Origin of the sequence: Lentihominibacter hominis, from assembly GCF_014385065.1 — a bacterium.
Lineage (GTDB): Bacteria > Bacillota > Clostridia > Peptostreptococcales > Anaerovoracaceae > Lentihominibacter > Lentihominibacter hominis.
The window spans coordinates 781494-798430 of the sequence record NZ_JACRTA010000001.1 but is presented as its reverse complement, the minus strand read 5'-3'; the positions used below and the strand labels follow the sequence as shown (position 1 = coordinate 798430).

16 protein-coding genes are annotated in these 16937 nt (G+C 47.4%); 4 read left to right on the top strand and 12 right to left on the bottom strand.

What is annotated here, in order from left to right; translation table 11 throughout:
* Position 1 precedes the first annotated feature (1 nt).
* From H8692_RS03770 to H8692_RS03760, 3 genes are all read right to left on the bottom strand, one after another.
* Positions 2 to 2083 (bottom strand): ABC transporter permease, encoded by a 2082-nt coding sequence (locus H8692_RS03770; protein ID WP_254225375.1) that lies wholly within the window; start codon positions 2081 to 2083, stop codon positions 2 to 4.
* A 58-nt stretch (positions 2084 to 2141) separates the two neighbouring features.
* Complete coding sequence (locus tag H8692_RS03765) at positions 2142 to 2924, bottom strand: ABC transporter ATP-binding protein (protein WP_002610352.1); 783 nt, start codon at positions 2922 to 2924, stop codon at positions 2142 to 2144.
* Between the two features lie 105 nt (positions 2925 to 3029).
* Positions 3030 to 3215, bottom strand: coding sequence for a helix-turn-helix domain-containing protein (locus H8692_RS03760; protein WP_003533355.1), 186 nt, complete (start codon positions 3213 to 3215; stop codon positions 3030 to 3032).
* 160 nt (positions 3216 to 3375) lie between these two features.
* Here H8692_RS03760 and H8692_RS03755 point away from each other — a divergent pair, with 160 nt between their 5' ends.
* The 4 genes from H8692_RS03755 (at position 3376) to H8692_RS03740 (ending at position 5875) form a co-directional block, all read left to right on the top strand.
* On the top strand, positions 3376 to 3735 hold the full coding sequence (locus tag H8692_RS03755; RefSeq protein WP_286439335.1) for a helix-turn-helix transcriptional regulator: 360 nt from the start codon (positions 3376 to 3378) through the stop codon (positions 3733 to 3735).
* Positions 3736 to 3978: 243 nt separating this feature from the next.
* Positions 3979 to 4308, top strand: coding sequence for a plasmid mobilization protein (locus tag H8692_RS03750; protein WP_002610348.1), 330 nt, complete (start codon positions 3979 to 3981; stop codon positions 4306 to 4308).
* Positions 4269 to 5615, top strand: coding sequence for a relaxase/mobilization nuclease domain-containing protein (locus H8692_RS03745; RefSeq protein ID WP_002610346.1), 1347 nt, complete (start codon positions 4269 to 4271; stop codon positions 5613 to 5615). The genes H8692_RS03750 and H8692_RS03745 overlap by 40 nt, the downstream gene beginning before the upstream one ends.
* 2 nt (positions 5616 to 5617) lie before the next feature.
* Entirely contained in the window at positions 5618 to 5875 is a 258-nt protein-coding gene (locus H8692_RS03740) for a hypothetical protein (RefSeq protein ID WP_002610344.1), read from the top strand.
* A gap of 179 nt (positions 5876 to 6054) precedes the next feature.
* Here the strand turns inward: H8692_RS03740 and H8692_RS03735 are convergent, their stop codons facing one another.
* From H8692_RS03735 to H8692_RS03695, 9 genes are all read right to left on the bottom strand, one after another.
* A complete protein-coding gene (locus tag H8692_RS03735; RefSeq protein ID WP_002610343.1) occupies positions 6055 to 6417 on the bottom strand; it encodes a cysteine-rich VLP domain-containing protein in 363 nt (120 codons plus the stop codon).
* The gene (locus H8692_RS03730) at positions 6414 to 6620 is read right to left on the bottom strand and encodes a transposon-transfer assisting family protein (protein WP_002610341.1); all 207 of its coding nucleotides are present in this window, start codon (positions 6618 to 6620) and stop codon (positions 6414 to 6416) included. Before H8692_RS03730 ends, H8692_RS03735 begins: the two co-directional genes overlap by 4 nt.
* 2 nt (positions 6621 to 6622) lie before the next feature.
* Positions 6623 to 7567 carry a hypothetical protein gene (locus H8692_RS03725; protein WP_055153478.1) on the bottom strand — a complete coding sequence of 315 codons (945 nt, stop codon included), beginning with the start codon at positions 7565 to 7567 and terminating at the stop codon, positions 6623 to 6625.
* A 3-nt stretch (positions 7568 to 7570) separates the two neighbouring features.
* Positions 7571 to 11404, bottom strand: a complete 3834-nt coding sequence (locus tag H8692_RS03720) for an antirestriction protein ArdA (protein WP_187525015.1) — start codon at positions 11402 to 11404, stop codon at positions 7571 to 7573.
* A gap of 154 nt (positions 11405 to 11558) precedes the next feature.
* Positions 11559 to 13649 carry a DNA topoisomerase 3 gene (locus tag H8692_RS03715; RefSeq protein WP_187525014.1) on the bottom strand — a complete coding sequence of 697 codons (2091 nt, stop codon included), beginning with the start codon at positions 13647 to 13649 and terminating at the stop codon, positions 11559 to 11561.
* A gap of 16 nt (positions 13650 to 13665) precedes the next feature.
* Positions 13666 to 13854 carry a hypothetical protein gene (locus tag H8692_RS03710; RefSeq protein WP_002610333.1) on the bottom strand — a complete coding sequence of 63 codons (189 nt, stop codon included), beginning with the start codon at positions 13852 to 13854 and terminating at the stop codon, positions 13666 to 13668.
* On the bottom strand, positions 13851 to 14579 hold the full coding sequence (locus tag H8692_RS03705) for a DUF4366 domain-containing protein (protein WP_002610332.1): 729 nt from the start codon (positions 14577 to 14579) through the stop codon (positions 13851 to 13853). Before H8692_RS03705 ends, H8692_RS03710 begins: the two co-directional genes overlap by 4 nt.
* Positions 14569 to 14826, bottom strand: a complete 258-nt coding sequence (locus H8692_RS03700; RefSeq protein WP_055153476.1) for a DUF4315 family protein — start codon at positions 14824 to 14826, stop codon at positions 14569 to 14571. Before H8692_RS03700 ends, H8692_RS03705 begins: the two co-directional genes overlap by 11 nt.
* A 31-nt stretch (positions 14827 to 14857) precedes the next feature.
* Positions 14858 to 16933: a C40 family peptidase gene (locus H8692_RS03695; protein ID WP_445422180.1), complete on the bottom strand. Its 2076-nt coding sequence runs from the start codon at positions 16931 to 16933 to the stop codon at positions 14858 to 14860.
* Between the last annotated feature and the right edge of the window lie 4 nt (positions 16934 to 16937).

The following is a 16937-nucleotide window of genomic DNA, read 5'->3' as shown; positions in this document are numbered from 1 at the left end:
GTTAAGAATTGGGCTTGTAATTGAGCTTTCCTATTTCACGATTAGCTGTTCGAGCAACAGCCACACCGTAAATTACCATAACAAGAACAACAATAACAGCCATAGCAATTAAAAGAGGATAGGACTGTTCAAGGTGTGCCGCTCCTGAATATAAATATAGCTGCATGGCATATATCCCTACTGCTCCGCTGATACACGCTAATATAAGAGGAAGCAGGAAATACCATAATACTTGTTGGTTGATAGAACGCTTAATTTGTTCACGTCGTGCTCCTAAAATAGAGAGTGTTAGATACCTTGATTTTGTAGTTTGCATTTGCGTCAAGAATTGCAGGGCAAGTAATGCACACGCAATAATCAAAAACATAAATCCCATGTATAGTGTTGTATAACTTCCGGAAATAACATAAAATAATTGTCGCCCAAAATTATTAAGATAGCTTTCGTAATATAGACCAGATGGTTTTAACAAATCACGAGCTTCCATAATCGGTAACATTAAACCTTTTGTTTCAACAAGTTCATTAGGAATACAAAAGTTCCAATAAACCATACAAGTGTCTGAATTTACAAATTCTGAATATATCTCATCTGAAACAATCAATGCAGTTATAATCTTGATATTTTCATCTGCGGTCAACCCTTTCATCGGTACAGAGGGAACAAGATAAAATGGTCTTTCGTTGATAGAAAGCAACGCTTCATTATTCGCCTGTGCGTCTGCTGCAATTTGATTTAACAGTGTAACCGTTTCATCTTGAGCATTACCTAAAAAATCTGGGTTGAGATAATAGACAACTTCATTGTTCCCAAGGCTAATCTGTTTTTCTCCCGCGGCATCCAATAACCGATTATAGGAAGATACAGGAAGCAAATAAGGAGAAGAACTACCAGTATCAATAAGACCTAAAAGGTTTAAGGCAGCAGGTTGGTCGGAGCCAAAACTATACATACCATCTTCTTGTGTGGCAGGGTCTACTACATCTTGAGGTAAATGCTGCACGATTTGTTTCCTAAATTTCGACCAATCAACAGGAGAACTTATCCCATCCGAAGCAGTGGATTTTATATTTCCTATTTCCATACGGTTCAGATTTGATACATAAGGACGAATTTGTTCGTTGGAAAGATACTTCTCAACAATTTGGTCGTTGCCCATTACAGTAAAGTCATAAACAGAAGTACCTCGTGTCAATTCACTCCCATATGACATTATGCGCACTGAGCCGTCGGTAATTAACATAATAGTAAGCATCATCAGAATGGACGCTACGCTGATTGAAATATATTTATTAACGACATTTTCATGCAACTGCCGTAAAGTAAATACATAAAGTCCTCTTGTGGCTTTGTGTTTTATAGAAGCTGCCCATATACTCAAAATTCTTGCAAGTCCTCGAATAAATAGAATTGTTCCGATAATTCCAAGTAAAACGGCAATAAGCAGCATTGCCCCACTCGCAGCCATAAAATGCTCTACAACAATCCAGTACGCGACAAGCAAAATTACGGTGCCTATAGCAAACGATACGAAACTTACATATGGATTCCCTGTGCGTTGCTTTTTCGCCATCTCTCCATAAACAAGTTGATGTAGCTCTTTACGGAACAGCTTTCCGCATAGAACAAACAATGCTACAAACTGAATAATCAAGAAGCCTAACGATGTGAAAATAGCGGCACTTACAGAAAAACTTAATTGGTGTGTAATGATACCATGCCCTACTAAACGCGCGGTTGTAAGACTTATAGCTTCGGATAAAAAGCCACCGCATACAAGCCCTCCTAAAAGAGCTAAAAACGACGTGATTAGCCCCTCTGTCATTATTTGAATAAATAATTTAATCTTTGTCATTCCAAACATCAAATAAAGCCCCAGTTCTCGACTACGACATTCAAGTTGATATTTGTTTGCAAATACTACGAGAAAGAACACAAATAATAAAGCACAAAGATAAACCGTCGGTAAAAGATTAGTAAGCAACCGTTCTACTGCGTCGCTCTCAATTTCACTTAAAAAACGTATTACGTCCTGTTGTCCAAGAGAAAGCACTATATAAAACATTGCTACGGCTGTTATCATTGTCAGAAAATAAATTAGGTTTTCGCTACGGCTCCGTTTGGCGTTTCGCCATGTGAGATTAAAGAACATTTGCACTTCCTCCCCCCATTTGAGCCATCACTTGTAAAATACGTGCATAAAAATCTTCCTGTGTTTCATTTGGAATTTTACGACGTAACTCATGGAAAATAACACCGTCTTGAATGAACAAAATACGAGAACAGAAACTCGCGGCGTTAGGGTCATGCGTGACCATTAGGATTGTGCGTCCACGCCTAAGATTGATTTCCTGTAACTTCTCCATGAGTAAACGTGCTGATTTTGTATCTAATGCACCTGTAGGTTCATCAGCCAAAATAATATCGGGGTCAGAAATCAAACTACGTGCAGCAGCTACGCGTTGTTTTTGACCGCCCGACATTTGTGACGGAAATTTAGAAAGAACGTCTGTAATTCCAAGAAAATCTGCTATATCTTTTAGCTTTTTTTCCGCTGTAACAATGTCAATATTATGAATTGATAAAGGCAATATAATATTTTCTTTACCAGTTAGATTATCAAGTAAAGCAAAATCTTGAAATAGATAACCAATCTTGTTGCCACGATATTCAGCCAACTTCGTGCCATCAAAAGAGCTTATATTGGCACCTGAAAGTAAAATTTGTCCAGAGGTTGGTTTAATGACCGTAGCAATACAATTCAACAATGTTGTTTTTCCAGAACCGCTGGCTCCCATAATTCCCAAATATTCGCCATTCAGAACATCAAAGGTAATTCCGTTTAGTGCTTTTGTTGGAACCCCCTCTTTGGAATATGCTTTGTGCAAGTCGCGTACTTCTAATAGTTTTTTTGTATCATTCATATCTCACACCTCACATTTTTTGCTTACGCTTATCTTACGAATATAATTTTACTGCATAAGAAGCAACCACACCACTTACAGTTGTTGTAAGGTTTATTTGTTTGTTTATTGTATCTGCATTTTATGTTGTTTCTTTCTCATATCAAAAGGTTTTTCCGCGTTTTTTGGTATCAGCCACATATACCCCAGTTTTGAAACGCCCGGTATGCGATTTTCGCTACAAAGTATCTGTACTCGTCTTTCAGAAATTCCCCATTTCTTTGCCGCTTCGGGACAAGACATATATTCCATAATCAAAACGCCCTTTCCTCAAATTTTACCAGTATAATTATACTCGGATAGCCGAATAATATCAAGTATATGATATGCTCTATTTCAGTCAATAATGTGCTGTGTGTAATCATATCTCGAAAGGAAGATGAAATATACAATGTAGTTGGGTGAAATGACTATGAAGCAGAACAAAGAAAAATTTGATTTTAAGGCTTTCGGGCAAGCCATTAAAGCAGCAAGAAAAGCAAAGGGAATATCACGCAATCAGTTAGCCGATACGCTGAATATTGCGCCCCGATATATCGCGTCCATTGAGAACAGCGGGCAGCACCCAAGTTTACAGATTTTATATGAGCTTGTAACCCTGCTTGATGTATCAGTAGACCAGTTCTTTTTCCCGGAACGGGAACAGGAGAAATCCACGCGCCGCCGTCAGCTCGATACTATGCTTGACGGTATGAGCGAAAAAGATTTGAAAATCCTGTCTGCTACTGCAAAAGGAATAGAGGAAGCCAACAACGACGAAACGGGGGAATAAAGTTCTCTCGTTTTTGTTTATATAGAGTGATTGAAACGTCGCAGATTGCGGCGTTTTTCTTTTGGGAAAGTTCGTCAAATTTGCCGTTCCCGGTGTTGTAGGTAGTAAGGGATAAAGTTTCGTAGCAAGCATAGGAAAAGAGTACCCTTTTCCGTATTTTCGCCCTCCCGTCCTGCGGTGCGTCGGTTGAAAATTGCTTGTTGGGAAGTGTCCCAAACCCTCGGAATGGAAAGGAGCGATTGCATGAACGGACGCAAAAGAAAAATACAAATCAAATTCTATGTAACAGAGGAAGAAAGGGCATTGATTGAACAGAAAATGAAGCTTGTCCCTACCCGGAACATGGCGGCGTATCTTCGCAAGATTGCCATTGACGGGTATATCATTCAGACAGACCATAGCGATATAAAAGGCATGACAGCAGAGATACAGAAAATCGGGGTCAACATCAATCAGATTGCAAAGCGTGTCAATGCGACAGGCAGCGTTTACCAAGAGGACATAGAGGAAATAAAGGGGGTGCTTGCGGAGATATGGCGGTTACAAAGATTAAGCCTATTAAAAGCACGTTGAGCAAAGCCCTTGACTATATCCAAAACCCGGATAAAACAGACGGGAAAATGCTTGTGTCCTCCTTTGGGTGCAGCTATGAAACGGCAGATATTGAGTTTGGATTTACGCTTGCACAAGCCATAGATAAGGGAAACAATCTCGCCCACCATTTGATACAGTCCTTTGAGCCGGGAGAAGTAGATTATGAGAAAGCCCACGAAATCGGAAAGCAGCTTGCCGACGCGGTAACAAAGGGACAGCATGAATACGTCTTAACTACCCACATAGACAAAGGGCATATCCATAACCATATCATTTTTTGTGCGGTCAATTTTGTTGACTACCATAAGTACAATTCCAATAAGCGCAGTTACTACGGCATACGGAACATGAGCGATAAGCTGTGCCGGGAAAACGGGCTGTCTGTTGTCGTTCCGGGCAAAGGCAGCAAGGGAAAAAGCTATGCAGAATATCAAGCGGAAAAGGTCGGTACAAGTTGGAAAGGCAAGCTGAAAATTGCCGTTGATACGCTTATCCCCCAAGTAGCAAGTTTTGAAGAATTGTTGCAGCGGTTACAGGCAGCGGGTTATGAGATAAAGCCGGGAAAATATATCTCCTGCCGCGCTCCCGGACAGGAACGCTTTACCCGTCTGAAAACTCTCGGTACAGATTATACAGAGGAAGCCATAAGAGAACGGATAGAGGGCAAACGCACAAAGGCAGCGAAAGCTCCCAAAGAGCAGCGCGGCGTATCGCTGCTTATTGACATTGAAAACAGTATCAAGGCACAAGAGAGCCGGGGCTATGAACAGTGGGCGAAAATCCATAATCTGAAACTGGCTGCAAAGACTATGAATTTCTTGACAGAACATAAGATTGAGCAGTACGCAGATTTAGTCAGCCGGATTGAGGAAGTAAATGCGGAAAATGAAAAGACAGCAGACGCATTAAAGAGCGTGGAAAAGCGTCTTGCAGATATGGCGGTGCTGATGAAGCACGTTACTACCTACCAAAAGACAAAACCTGTCTATGAAGCATACCGCAGGGCAAAGGATAAGGACGCATACCGGGCAAAGCAGGAAAGCAGTCTGATACTCCATGAAGCGGCAGTAAAGACACTGAAAGCGGCGGGCGTTACTAAACTCCCCAATCTTGCCGCCATGCAGGAAGAATACGGGAAACTACAAGCGCAAAAAGAAGCCCTTTACGCTGATTATGGCAAGCTGAAAAAACAGGTCAAGGAATACGACGTTATCAAACAGAACATAGACAATATTTTGCGGCAAGGCAAAGAGCCGGAACGGAAGAAAGGAAAGGAACGGGAATAATTATGAAAATGGTTGGTATTACACCATGTTACAGAATAACATTAGAAAATGGCAGTTATGGCGTAGAAACTTATATTAACGCAGACAGTAAAATCCAAATTACTTTTGAGGACGGAAATACACTTATCGGATATATAGAATGTGTGGAATATGGAACTTATTCCGATGAAAATGATACTCTGGTTATAAGGGGAGAGAATGGAGAGCTGTATATCCTATTGGAAAACCGAATAAAGGATATAGAAGAACTGCACGAATAAAGTAAAAGAACAGGGCGCAGACAGCCAACAAAAGACTGTCCGCGCCCTGTTTTATGTAGGTGCGTTTTTGGTATCTGTTACGCAATAGAACGTCATTTTTAGGGGATAAGGTATAAAACCCTTGCCGCGTCATTTTCAAGCACTGAAATCCCCGTAAATCAAGGCTTTTTTTGCCCCTACTACGTAACAAGGGCGCGCCGTTTTCTCATGCGCTCCGCTGCCTGTCTGCGGGTAATACGCTTCCGGCAGTCCGGGCAGTATTTGACGCTGTTAGAGGTGGACGCAAAAGAAGTTCCGCACTCGGTACAACGCTTTTTATCCTCGGTCTTGAAAAGCTCTGCATACAGCAGCTTGTCAAGGGGCAATACGGCGGTCTGAAACCATTTGCAAAGAAGCGAATAGGAAATAAGCTGCGGGCAGACACATTCCTCCCCGTCGTCCAGTAAAATACAGTGTCCGTTATCGCAGTTGCAGCACTCCTTTTTTATAAGGCTGTTGACTTTCCGGCTTTGGGGTGGTGTAAGCCGCTTTATCCCGGTCATACCTCATCAGCGGCGAAAATAGCAAGCTCCGCATACTCATTTTCTGTCAGAGGTGCGATTTTCGCAAGGGTGCGTTTCGCCAGTTCCCGCATATCCTCGTCCATGAACGGCAGCGCAGCGTTGATGTTTTCTGTAAGCCCACGTTTGCCGTCCTCATTGTAAATGCTCAACAGGTTTGTTTCTTCAACTGTCAGTCTAATCATGCTCATACCTCCAATTCGTGATTTTTTGATTTTACAGCCGCCTTTTTCGGGGCGGCTTTTCTTTTGTCAGCGGCAAGCTGCGCCCGGATTGAGGGGCGCACCCTGCGAATATCTGTGCCCCGGTTTTCATTTTTATCAATCAAGGCGTATGTTCCATGTCTGCCCTCGATTTTGGAAAAGGAAAGTGTCTTATAGGGCAACATGGAAAACAGACGGTCGGTGTCCTTAGAGGACGCAAGCTGCATAAATGTCGGGGACAGCTCCACCATGAAATGTGTCCTATTAGGGCTATTGGGCGTGTCCCTGCGCTTCATTTCCTGCACAATGCGCCGCGCTTCGGCTTCAATCAGCCCAGCACGCAGGGCGGCGGTATGTTCCTTGAAGTCGCCCGGTGTCAGTTTATCCCGTTTTTGCTTTTCTTCCCGTAAAAGGAATTGTAGCGCGTCCGGGTCGTTGGGTACTGCTTCAAAGTGTTCAAACTTCCCTAAAGAAGTATCGGGATTTCCGTTAAAATGCTGTCCGGCGGGTATCTCCCTTGTCCCATGCTCATAAATCAACTTGACTGTGTCGGCGGCAAGCGCATTGTCCTTAACGCGCTCATACTGCCTTGCATAGTCAAGCTCATAAAGATTGCCTTTGATTTTCCCGCGCTCCCTGCCCGTCAGCTCGACGGCATAGGCAAGAACGCGGTCGCAGGTCTGCTCTTTGTAAAAACACCATGTATTGTGGGCGGCGGTATCCTTTAGGAACACGTCGCGCTCCTTAAAACAATGCGTCCCGGACGGGCGGCAAAACCATAGCAGCGTCTTATCCTCTCTGTTAGGGCTTGCCGCTGCTTTTGCGATAATCTCCTTGTCAATGTCAAAATCACTTTGGAAAAATCCTGTATTCTGCCGCATGATAGCGTCAAGAGAAGCGAAAATATCCACGTTTTCAAACTTATTCATGCGTCAGCTCCTTTCCAAATCCTGTGTTTTCTGTTTTGCCTGTTTCTTCGGTGTCTGTTCTTTCGCTGCTTTAAGCTGCGCCCGGATAGAGGGCTTCTTTTCCGTTTTTGCTGCCTTGCCACGTTCCTTGTCAGCCTTGACAGTTTCCGCAAGGTCAACAAGGGAAATGGTTTCTCCTGTCTTTACCTTTGCTTCCAATTCTGCGACGGTCGGGGTGTTGTTTATCTGCCCGTCAATCATGTTGTAGTTTTGCTCGGTGGTCTGCTCGGCAGTTTTCAGATAGTTTTCCGGCTGCAAAAATTCCGGCACTTTCTTATAACCGAAGCTGTCTACATAGTGGGCGGTGTCCTGCCCGTTCTGATGAAGCACCACTACGTCGGAAACAGAAAGGCTGTGTCCCTTAAAATCTTTCGGGTGGTCGATATTAAAGCGGGTGTAAATATCTTCAAGGGAAGTCCCCGGCGTAAGAGGTGCGGAATAGACAAGGGCATAGTTTTTCGGGTCTACCCGGTGTCCGGCGGCAATCAGACGGTCGTAAGGCTCAAAACGCAAGTCCCTTGTTTCGTCCCCGCCTTTTATCTGATAAATGGAAAAGGTGTCTTTGTCCTGTGGGGCTTCCTGCTCCGGCTGCTCCTGTGCGGGTTGTTCCTGTGCAGCTACCTTTTGCTGCCGGATATGCGCCCGCTGTAACTCGGTAGGCTTTTCCCCGGTAAGGGGAGCAATCGCTTTCACATAATCAGCCGCATAGTAGGCGTTACTGGTAAGCTGCCGCTGCCATGCCCCGGCTTTTGGCGACCAACGGAAGCCATTACTTTTTAAGGCTTCCCGCGTGGCTTCGTCCGGCTTATCCTCAAAGAAGATTTGCAGTCGGTTCGCTTCGGTGTTTGCTTCCACCTTGCCGCCGTCAAATTCCCAACCTACAAAACCGATTTCTTTTTGCTGTGAAAGGGATTTGATACGGTCTTTCACGCGCCGGATTTCTGCGCTGTTGTTGGATAACGCCCAAGTCGCAAAGGGCTTGTCCTCCAAATGCCAACTGCTCGCCATGTCTGCTTTCAATTTTTCCAGTTCCTCCGGCGGTAAATGCGGGCAGCCGTCAAGGGTCTTATGCTTGCGGTAGTAGGCGTTTACGGCTTTCATGGTTTCCTGTGATTTTTCAAGGCTTTCCAGTTTCTTTTCTAACTTCTGTACTGCCTGCGGGTCGTCTGCGCTGATACCGCCCATGCCGGTACTGCGGATTTTATCAAGAAGCCCTTGTATGTCCTGCCATTCCCGGTAATTGCTGTCGCGGGCTGCGTTCTGCTTTTCTTTCTTCCTTGTGGGGAAGTTAGAGCCGCCCGCAATCAGGATAGAGGGAACACGCGCGTCAATCTCATAGCCTTTATTCATGTTCGCCGCCAGTTTCCGGGCATAGGTGTCAAGCAGGCTGTCGATTTTCTCATGGTACATCGGGTCTACCCGCTGTTTCTGCCTTTCTGCAAGTTGTACGGCTTCATCTACATAGTGCCTGTATTCAGCCGTCGCGCTGCCTTGCTTATAATCGGAAAAACTGTTCATATCCTTTGCACGTTTGGCGGCAGCTTCATTGATAGTATAATAAGGGGCGGCGGGTGCAGCCTGTTCCGGCTGTGCTTCTTTTTCCTGTACCGGGGCTGTTTCTTCGGGAAGCTCCGGCGCGGCTGCTTTTGTTTCGGGCTGTTTGGCGGCTTCCTGTGCGGGCTGTGCCTGTTCGGTGGTCTGTTCCTTATCCTGTGCCTTTTGGATTTCTGCAAAATGTCCGTCTATGGTATCAATCAGATTTGCGGCGGTGCTGCGGATTGTTTCAAGAGAGCCTTTCAGTTCTGCAAGTTCTTTTCCGCTGCTCCACCCGGCGATATACCCAAAAGAATAGTCCGACGTATCAAGCCCGTAATGTTGGCAGACCGCATAGGCGACGCTTTCCGCCTGTACCTCGCGGGTGCGGCGGTCGGGGCGTTCCGGCATGGCAAGGGCGGTATCATGCAGCGTGGCGTGGGCGATTTCATGGATTGCGGTCTTGATATTCTGCAATTCGTCCATGCCCTCGTTGATGAAGATACGCTTTTCCTCATAATTGCAGCGTCCTTTTACGCCGCCGCTTAGTGCTTCAAATCCCATAGCAAACGGGGAAGTCTTTTCAAGGGCAGCGAAAAAATCCTTGTATTGTTCCACGTTGCCCGTAAGCTCATAGGTAAGGGCAGGAAGTTCTTTTCCCTCGGTCTGTGAAATATCAAAGACAGATACTACACGAAAAGCGGGTATCTTGATTTCTTTTTCTTCGGTAACAGGTTTTCCGTCCTTATCGAAAACAGGCTTTTGGGTGTCCGGGTCGATTTTTTCCACCTGCTTCTTGACGGTAAACGGGGACGGTGCAAGTATCTTGATAGCTTTTTCTCCGGGCTTTACATGGCGGTCAAATTCCTTTTCCCATTGTTTATAGCCTTTCACAAGATTGCCGCCCTGCATGGCGATAAGGATTGTATTGTTAAGGCTGTAATCATGGAATTTTGACATGGTACGCAGATAATCGGCGTAACGGTCGCTTTCATACAGTCCTAAAATTCCCTGTTCCAGTCGGTCGGTAATCTCTTTCATTTTATCGGCGGGCTTTTCAGAAGATAGGATAATCGGGAGAACCGGGGGCTGCTCTGTGGCGGCGGTTTGTATGGCTGCGGAAGCGTCAAGGTCTGCCTGTTCCTTTTCCTGTACTGGCGGCTGCGGCGTTACCCGGTATTCCTCCGGCACGTCGCGCCCGTCGTACCACTGTGTAAAGGTGTTGCGGTTATTGTAGATATAGCCCTGCTCGGTAAAGCTGCCCCCGTCATTGATAGCAGCGTCCCGCCCGTATTCCTCATACATGAAATATTTTTTTGCTTCTTCGGGCAGCTCCAACTCGTCCAGTTCTTCAATCAGATAATGCCCGTAATCTTCCTCACTCTGTACGGACGGGTAAAGCCAGTAACAATCAAGGTTTTGTGCAAGGTTGATAATATCCTGCAAGTCCCTTGTATGGTCGCCGTATTCCATAGCTGCAACAAATTTTTCCCGGTCGTCGTCAAACTGCATTTTCAAAAGTTCGCTCAAATAGTTCAGTTCGTCAAGGCTTTCAAGCTCGGTCAATTTTCCTGCCAGTCCTGCAATAGAGGACTGGTATTCTGTGATATGCAGCTCCCCGTAGTTTTTGCCGTCTATCCCGATACGGTCAAAGACTTCTTTCAAATGCTCGGCAGTCGTGGGGAATGATACCCATTCGCCCGCAGGTCTGCCCTCGGTGTACTTTCCAAGATTAGAAAGATACCCGCTTAAAATCGTTTCTACCATGCGTTCGCTCCTTTCGTTTTCAATCATACGGTGCATAAGTTCGTAGTCCTCCATGCTCATGCTCCCGTCAAAAATATAGGGGTCGGGTTCTTCGCCGTCCCGGTAGGCTTTTTCAGAGAAAGGAAGCCCCGCAGCGTGGGCGGCGGCTCTTGCTTCCTCGATAAGCTCCGGCGGCAGCCTGTCGTCGTGGGCTTCGATAAATTCCCCGATATTGCTATATCCGTTTTCGTAGTGGCGGCGCACCCCGGCGGTCAGCTCGTCAAGGTTCATATCCTCGCCAAGATAGCCGGAATAATAGCCGTTTACCACAACGGCGGCAGGGTCAGCCTGTTTGATTTCTTCCATGCGGCTTCTGTCCTCCGGGTAAAGGTAGTCGCTCATTTCAAGGTGGAAATATTCGGCGTTCCAAGAACGTCCCGTTTTCCAAAACGCCACCCAAGCGATACCGTCCCTTAATTCTTCTTGATAGTCCTTTACGGTGTCCCGTAAACTTGCCATGTGTAACCTCCTTTCTTCGGTTTCAGAGGGTAAAACCCTCCATAAAACAGAGGGTTTGGGAAACTTCCCAACAAGCAAAAATCCCCGCCGTTCTCGGTAGAGAAAGCAGGGATTTTACGGAAAAGGGTACTCTTTTCCTATGCTTGCTATTCAGTTATTTCTTCTTCGACAGTTCAATGCGGTAGTTGACATATTTCCCGCCTGTATCAGCCAATACGATAGCTCCGTCGTAGGTTTTGCCCGTCTTTGGGGAATAGAGCTTTTTCACATTTACTTTGCCGGATTGTAAGAGTGCAGCGGCAATTTTGGGGGTAAAGGTTACTTTTCGTTCTTCAAAGAAACGGTCATTTTTCCACATGGTAAAGCTACATTCCTTATTGCTGCAATAGTAGTTTTTCTTTCCCTCATAGACAGGAGAACCGCAGCGGGGGCAGCTTCCCAACGCTTCCCGTTCCGGCTTGAACATCTGCGCTTTATCATCAGAAAGAAACGGATAGGTCTTTACCAGTTCCCGCGCCATATCCTCGATACCCTCCATAAATGCGGCGGGGTCTGCCTTGCCTTTGGCAATCTGCGTCAGATTGTTTTCCCATTCTGCGGTAAGCTGCGGGCTTGTCAAGGTGTCCGGCAGGACACACACAAGATTGATACCGTCCTTTGTGGGAAGTAGCTGCTTGCCTTTTCGCTCCACAAAGCCGCCCTTTACCAGTTTTTCAATGACGGCGGCGCGGGTGGCGGGAGTTCCAAGCCCTTTGCGTTCTGCGTCCGGGTCGGTGTCCTCACTTCCGGCGCGCTCCATAGCAGAGAGCAGCGACGCTTCGTTGTGAGGTTTTGGCGGTGTTGTGTCATGCTCCGTTACCTTTGCCGTCGGATTTTCAAAGGTCTGTCCCTCGGTAAATGGCGGCAGGGTCTTTTCTGTGTCACTGTCTGCGTCGTCCGTTTCGGGCTTGTTCTTTAAGGCTGCCCTGTATCTTCGGTCAATCTCTTTCCACCCGTCGGACAGCACCGTTTTTCCCCTTGCGATAAAAGACTGTCCGGCACATTCAAAAACTGCTGTAACCGCTTCAAAGGTATGCGGTGCAGCGGTCGCCATGAGCAGACGCGCCCCGGCAAGGGTAAGGATATTCCTTTCGCTTTCCGGCAGCGTGGCAAGGTCGGTCTTTGCAAGCTCCATAGTCGGGATAATGGCATGGTGGTCTGATACCTTTTTACTGTTCAGCACCTTTCCAAGCTCCGGCGTGAAGTCTTTTCCCGCCATAAAAGAAAATTTCCCACAAAGCAGCTTGATAATGCCCGCCGCTGTGTCGCTCATGTCGTCGGTCAGAAATGCGCTGTCTGTTCTCGGATAAGTAAGAAGTCTTTTTTCATACAGAGATTGTGCAAGGTCAAGGGTCTGCTTTGCGGTATAACCGAACAGGCGGTTTGCTTCCCTCTGTAAAGAAGTAAGGTCAAAGAGCTTCGGCGGGGCTGCGGTCTTTTTCTCTTTCACAAGGGAAGCACAGACTGCTTTTGACACTTCGCAAGCAGCTTTCAGCTTGTCAGCTTCGGAACGGTCAGATAGTTTTTCGCTTGCAGCTTCCGCGCCGGATAAGACAAGGCGCACATGGTAGTATTTTTCTTTCTTAAATGTGGTAATCGCTGCGTCCCGGTCAACAAGCATTTTTAAGGTCGGGGTCTGTACGCGTCCCACGTTCAAGGTATGATTGTAAAGGACAGAGAAAAGGCGGGTGGCATTGATACCGATTAACCAGTCAGCCTTTGCCCTGCACAATGCGGAAGCAAAGAGCGCGTCGTATTCCTCGCCGTTCTTCAGACGGGAAAAGCCCTCTTTGATTGCGCTGTCCTCCATAGAAGAAATCCAAAGGCGGCGCATAGGTTTCTTGCAGCCCGCCATTTCATAGACAAAGCGGAAAATGAGTTCGCCCTCGCGCCCCGCGTCGCAGGCATTGACGACTTCGGAAACGTCTGCCCGGTGCATAAGCTCTTTTAGGGTTTTGAATTGCTTTTCCTTGTCAGAAGCAACGGTGTACTTCCATTCCTGCGGCAAAATCGGTAAGCTGTCATAGCTCCACTTTTTATATTGTTCCCCGTAGGTGGCAGCTTCCGCAAGCCCTACCAAATGTCCCACGCACCAAGAAACGATATAGCCGCTTCCTGTGAGAAATCCGTCTTTCTTTTCCTTTGCCCCCAGTACGGCAGCGATTGTCTGTGCCACACTGGGCTTTTCTGCGATAACTAAAATCAAATATAAGTTCCTCCTTTCAGCGTTCCGGCTCGGTTTTCTTTTTCTCCTGTACCTGTTTCAGACAGTACCCCACACAAGGGGACTGTCCCTTGTAAGGGCAGGAAGCACAAGCAGGGGGATAAGGAACAGGCGGCGCATTATCACGCCGCCCGTTCGGTTTCTGTATCATCATCTTTTCAAAGGGATTGTTGGTAAACAGGGTCATAGGGTTTCTTCCTCCGTTTCTTCATCTTCGGGAGTTTCCCCGGTATCTGCTTCCGGCTCGTCCTCGTCGTAGTCCTCAAATTCAAAATCTTCAAGGTCGGTATCGCCCTTTACATTCTGCTTCGGCTTTAGAAACTTAAAGTAGTAGAACGCTGCGCCGCCACCAAGCAGGGCAAAGAGGACTAAGGCAAGCACCACACCGGGATTGCCGCCTTTTTCTTTCAGTTCTTCCGGCTGCTCCGTTGGTGTTGGGGTAGGTTCTTTGCCTGTGCAGCCTGTCATACTGGTAACACATACCGGGCAGGACGTGTTTACCTTTCCGACTTCGCATTTTTCCGTACAGTTACAGATTTCCGGCTTTTTGGCAGCTTCGCCGTTTTCGGTCAGTGCCATAAGGTCGGCTTCGTCCACTTGATTTAGGAAATGTACGGTCTGTTCGCCCTCGGCGGCGCGGTCAATGAGGATATAGAAATAGTTGCCGCCTTTGGTGGTAACAGTGATAAGTTGCTTATTGCCGCCGTAATCGTCAACCAGTGTAGCGTTTCCCTTTGGGGTAAGGGGCGGCGTTTCCTCTTTTTCCTCCACAACTACATTACTGTCGTTGGTCGCGTCCCCGGCGGGCGGCTCTGTGGCTGCGCCCTGTGCATAGGCAGGGACAGAAAAACCGCCCATAAGGATAAGGGCGGCACAAAGGGCAGTCATGGTCTTTTTCAGTTTATTCTTCATCTGCATTTTCCTCCTGTTCGTTTTCTTCTGCGGGTGCGGCAGTCATGCCGGGAATACCGCCGCCGGACAGCATAGCGTTCAGTTCCTGCGGGGTCAGACGCATAGCTCGTACAAGCTGCACGATTTCAAGGTTTTCCGCTTCGGTTTTCTGCACTTCCAGTCCTTTTAACTTGTTCTGATACTCTGTGATTTTCTCGCGGGTCTTTGCGATTTCCTTATTGATACGGTCAATTTTATTGTTTGCCATAGGTCATTTCTCCTTTCTTTTTGGGGTTGCTTTACCAGTTCATCAGCCCGTAGCCTTTGATACATTGATAGTTAAGGTCATAGCTCTTTATCTTGCAGGCGTCGCCGGAATTGCCCTCAACGGTATAGACGCGGCTGCCGTCCCTGCCAAGCACAAGCCCCACATGGTCGGCAACGCCGTCTAAATCCCAATCGAAAAAGATAGCGTCGCCCGGTGCGATATTCTCATAGCCGCGTGCGCCCCATTGTCCCCTTGACTGAAACCAAGGGACACCCTGCCATTCGCAGCCCGCAAAGCGCGGTTCGCTTTTTCCGGCTTGATTGTAGCACCATGATACAAAACAGGCGCACCATTCCACGCGGCTGTTAAAGCCGTACCAAGACCAGTAAGGGTAGCCGCCCACATTTCCGACTTGCTGCTTTGCAAGCTCCATAAGCTCTTGATTTCCGGGGCGCGTACCGTTTACAAACTCCACACCGCTTAAATCCTCGGACGGGCTTCCGTCGGGAGAACCGCCGCCAAAAATCAGCGGTTTGTTGCCGCTTGTTTCCAAATACACCCGGTACATTTCAAGCTGCTGTGGCGTAAGAAGTTCCTCCGCAAGCTCTGAAATCGGCTTGTTTGTCAGTTTCACATTTAAGATGTGATACTCATAAGGGACTTCCTCGGTGGTGGTTTCCCCGGTTTCCGGGTCGGTGCTTGTTTCGGTGCGGTAGCGTATTTCCACTTCCTCGGTCAGCGTCAAGGTGTACTGCATGGAAAAGATACGTTCAAGCTCTGCCTGTGCGCTCTGCGGGGTGTAGCTCTGCAAGAGGGCGGTCAAGTAAGACGCAAGTTCGTGGGGGTTATGCCCGATACTGTCAAGGTCGTAGCGGTATTCATCATAGCCGGGGTGGGTGCTTTCGATATTGTCAATCTCACTTTGCAGCCCGTTTTCCAATGCGGCATAGTTGTTTTCAACTGCCACAAGGTCGCTGTCCTCGGATGTGTAGGAAGTGCCAAGCACCCCGTTTGTCAAGCCCGAAAACATAGCCCCGCAAGAGGACAGCCCTGCGGAAATCATAATAAAGAGAAGCAGCGCGGCAACTGCAATCAAAATGCCCGCCGGGTGTCTTGCCGCAAATGCGGCGGCTTTCCTCGTTTCCTCGGCGGTTTTCTTCGCCGTCTTTCTTGTGGCTTCCGCTGCGGCTTTTGCCCCTCCTTTCTTTGCCGCCTTTGCATACTGGCGTTTTATCTGCTGTTTCTGCATGAAACGGGAAAGCGGGTTAGAAGTAAGCTGCGGGTTGTCGTGCAGGGTTTTGTGATACTGGAAGTTGACGTTTGCCTTAAATGCTGCCTTTTCTGCCTTTGCCGCTTCCCGGTAAGGTTTCAGCTTATGGCTGCGGTAGCCCTGTTTTAACTTCCGCGCCCCGTATTTCGCGCCGCGCTCGGCAAGTTCCTCCGATTTATGCGCCCCCTCAACGCCGGAATTGTCCTTTTCAACGGAATGTATCTTGTTGTGGACGAAAATCCCTGCTTCCTGTGCGGGGCGGGACAGCGGGTTTCCTTTTTTGCCGCCGGGTATCGGTTTTTCCTGTTCTTCAAAGTGAAGTCGGGTCTTTGCCTTTCCTGCGGCTTCGTCAAAGGTGCGCTCCTTAACCAGTTTCTTTTGCTTCGGGATAGCTGCCTTTGCTGCGTCCAGTCGGTCAGCGGCTTTGTTTGATTTCTCAATATAGCATTCCAGTTCCGGGACGGCAAGTTCTTCCTCGGTAAACTGCAAGCGGGAAGATGTTGTTTGTACGGTAACTTCCTCCTGTGCTTTATGTACCGCTTTTTTACTGGCTCTGCGGGTCTGTGCTGCTTCGATATGCTCCATAACGCGCTCTGCTGTGGCGGTGTCCCTTGCGGGGGAAGCTCCCGGTGCGTGGGGTAACGGGGAAGTTTGGGACGCTACACCTTGAAGCTGCGTCCCGTCCTGCGCCGCTTGCTGCTCCGGGGACTTTTGAAAATCCGCGTCCTGTTCCCGTTTACTGATACGCTCGGCGGTCTGCTGTGTTTCGTTTACCTCAATAAGCCCGTCGCGGGTCATTTTCTGTGTGATTTTATCGCGGGATTTATATTGCTTCATGGTC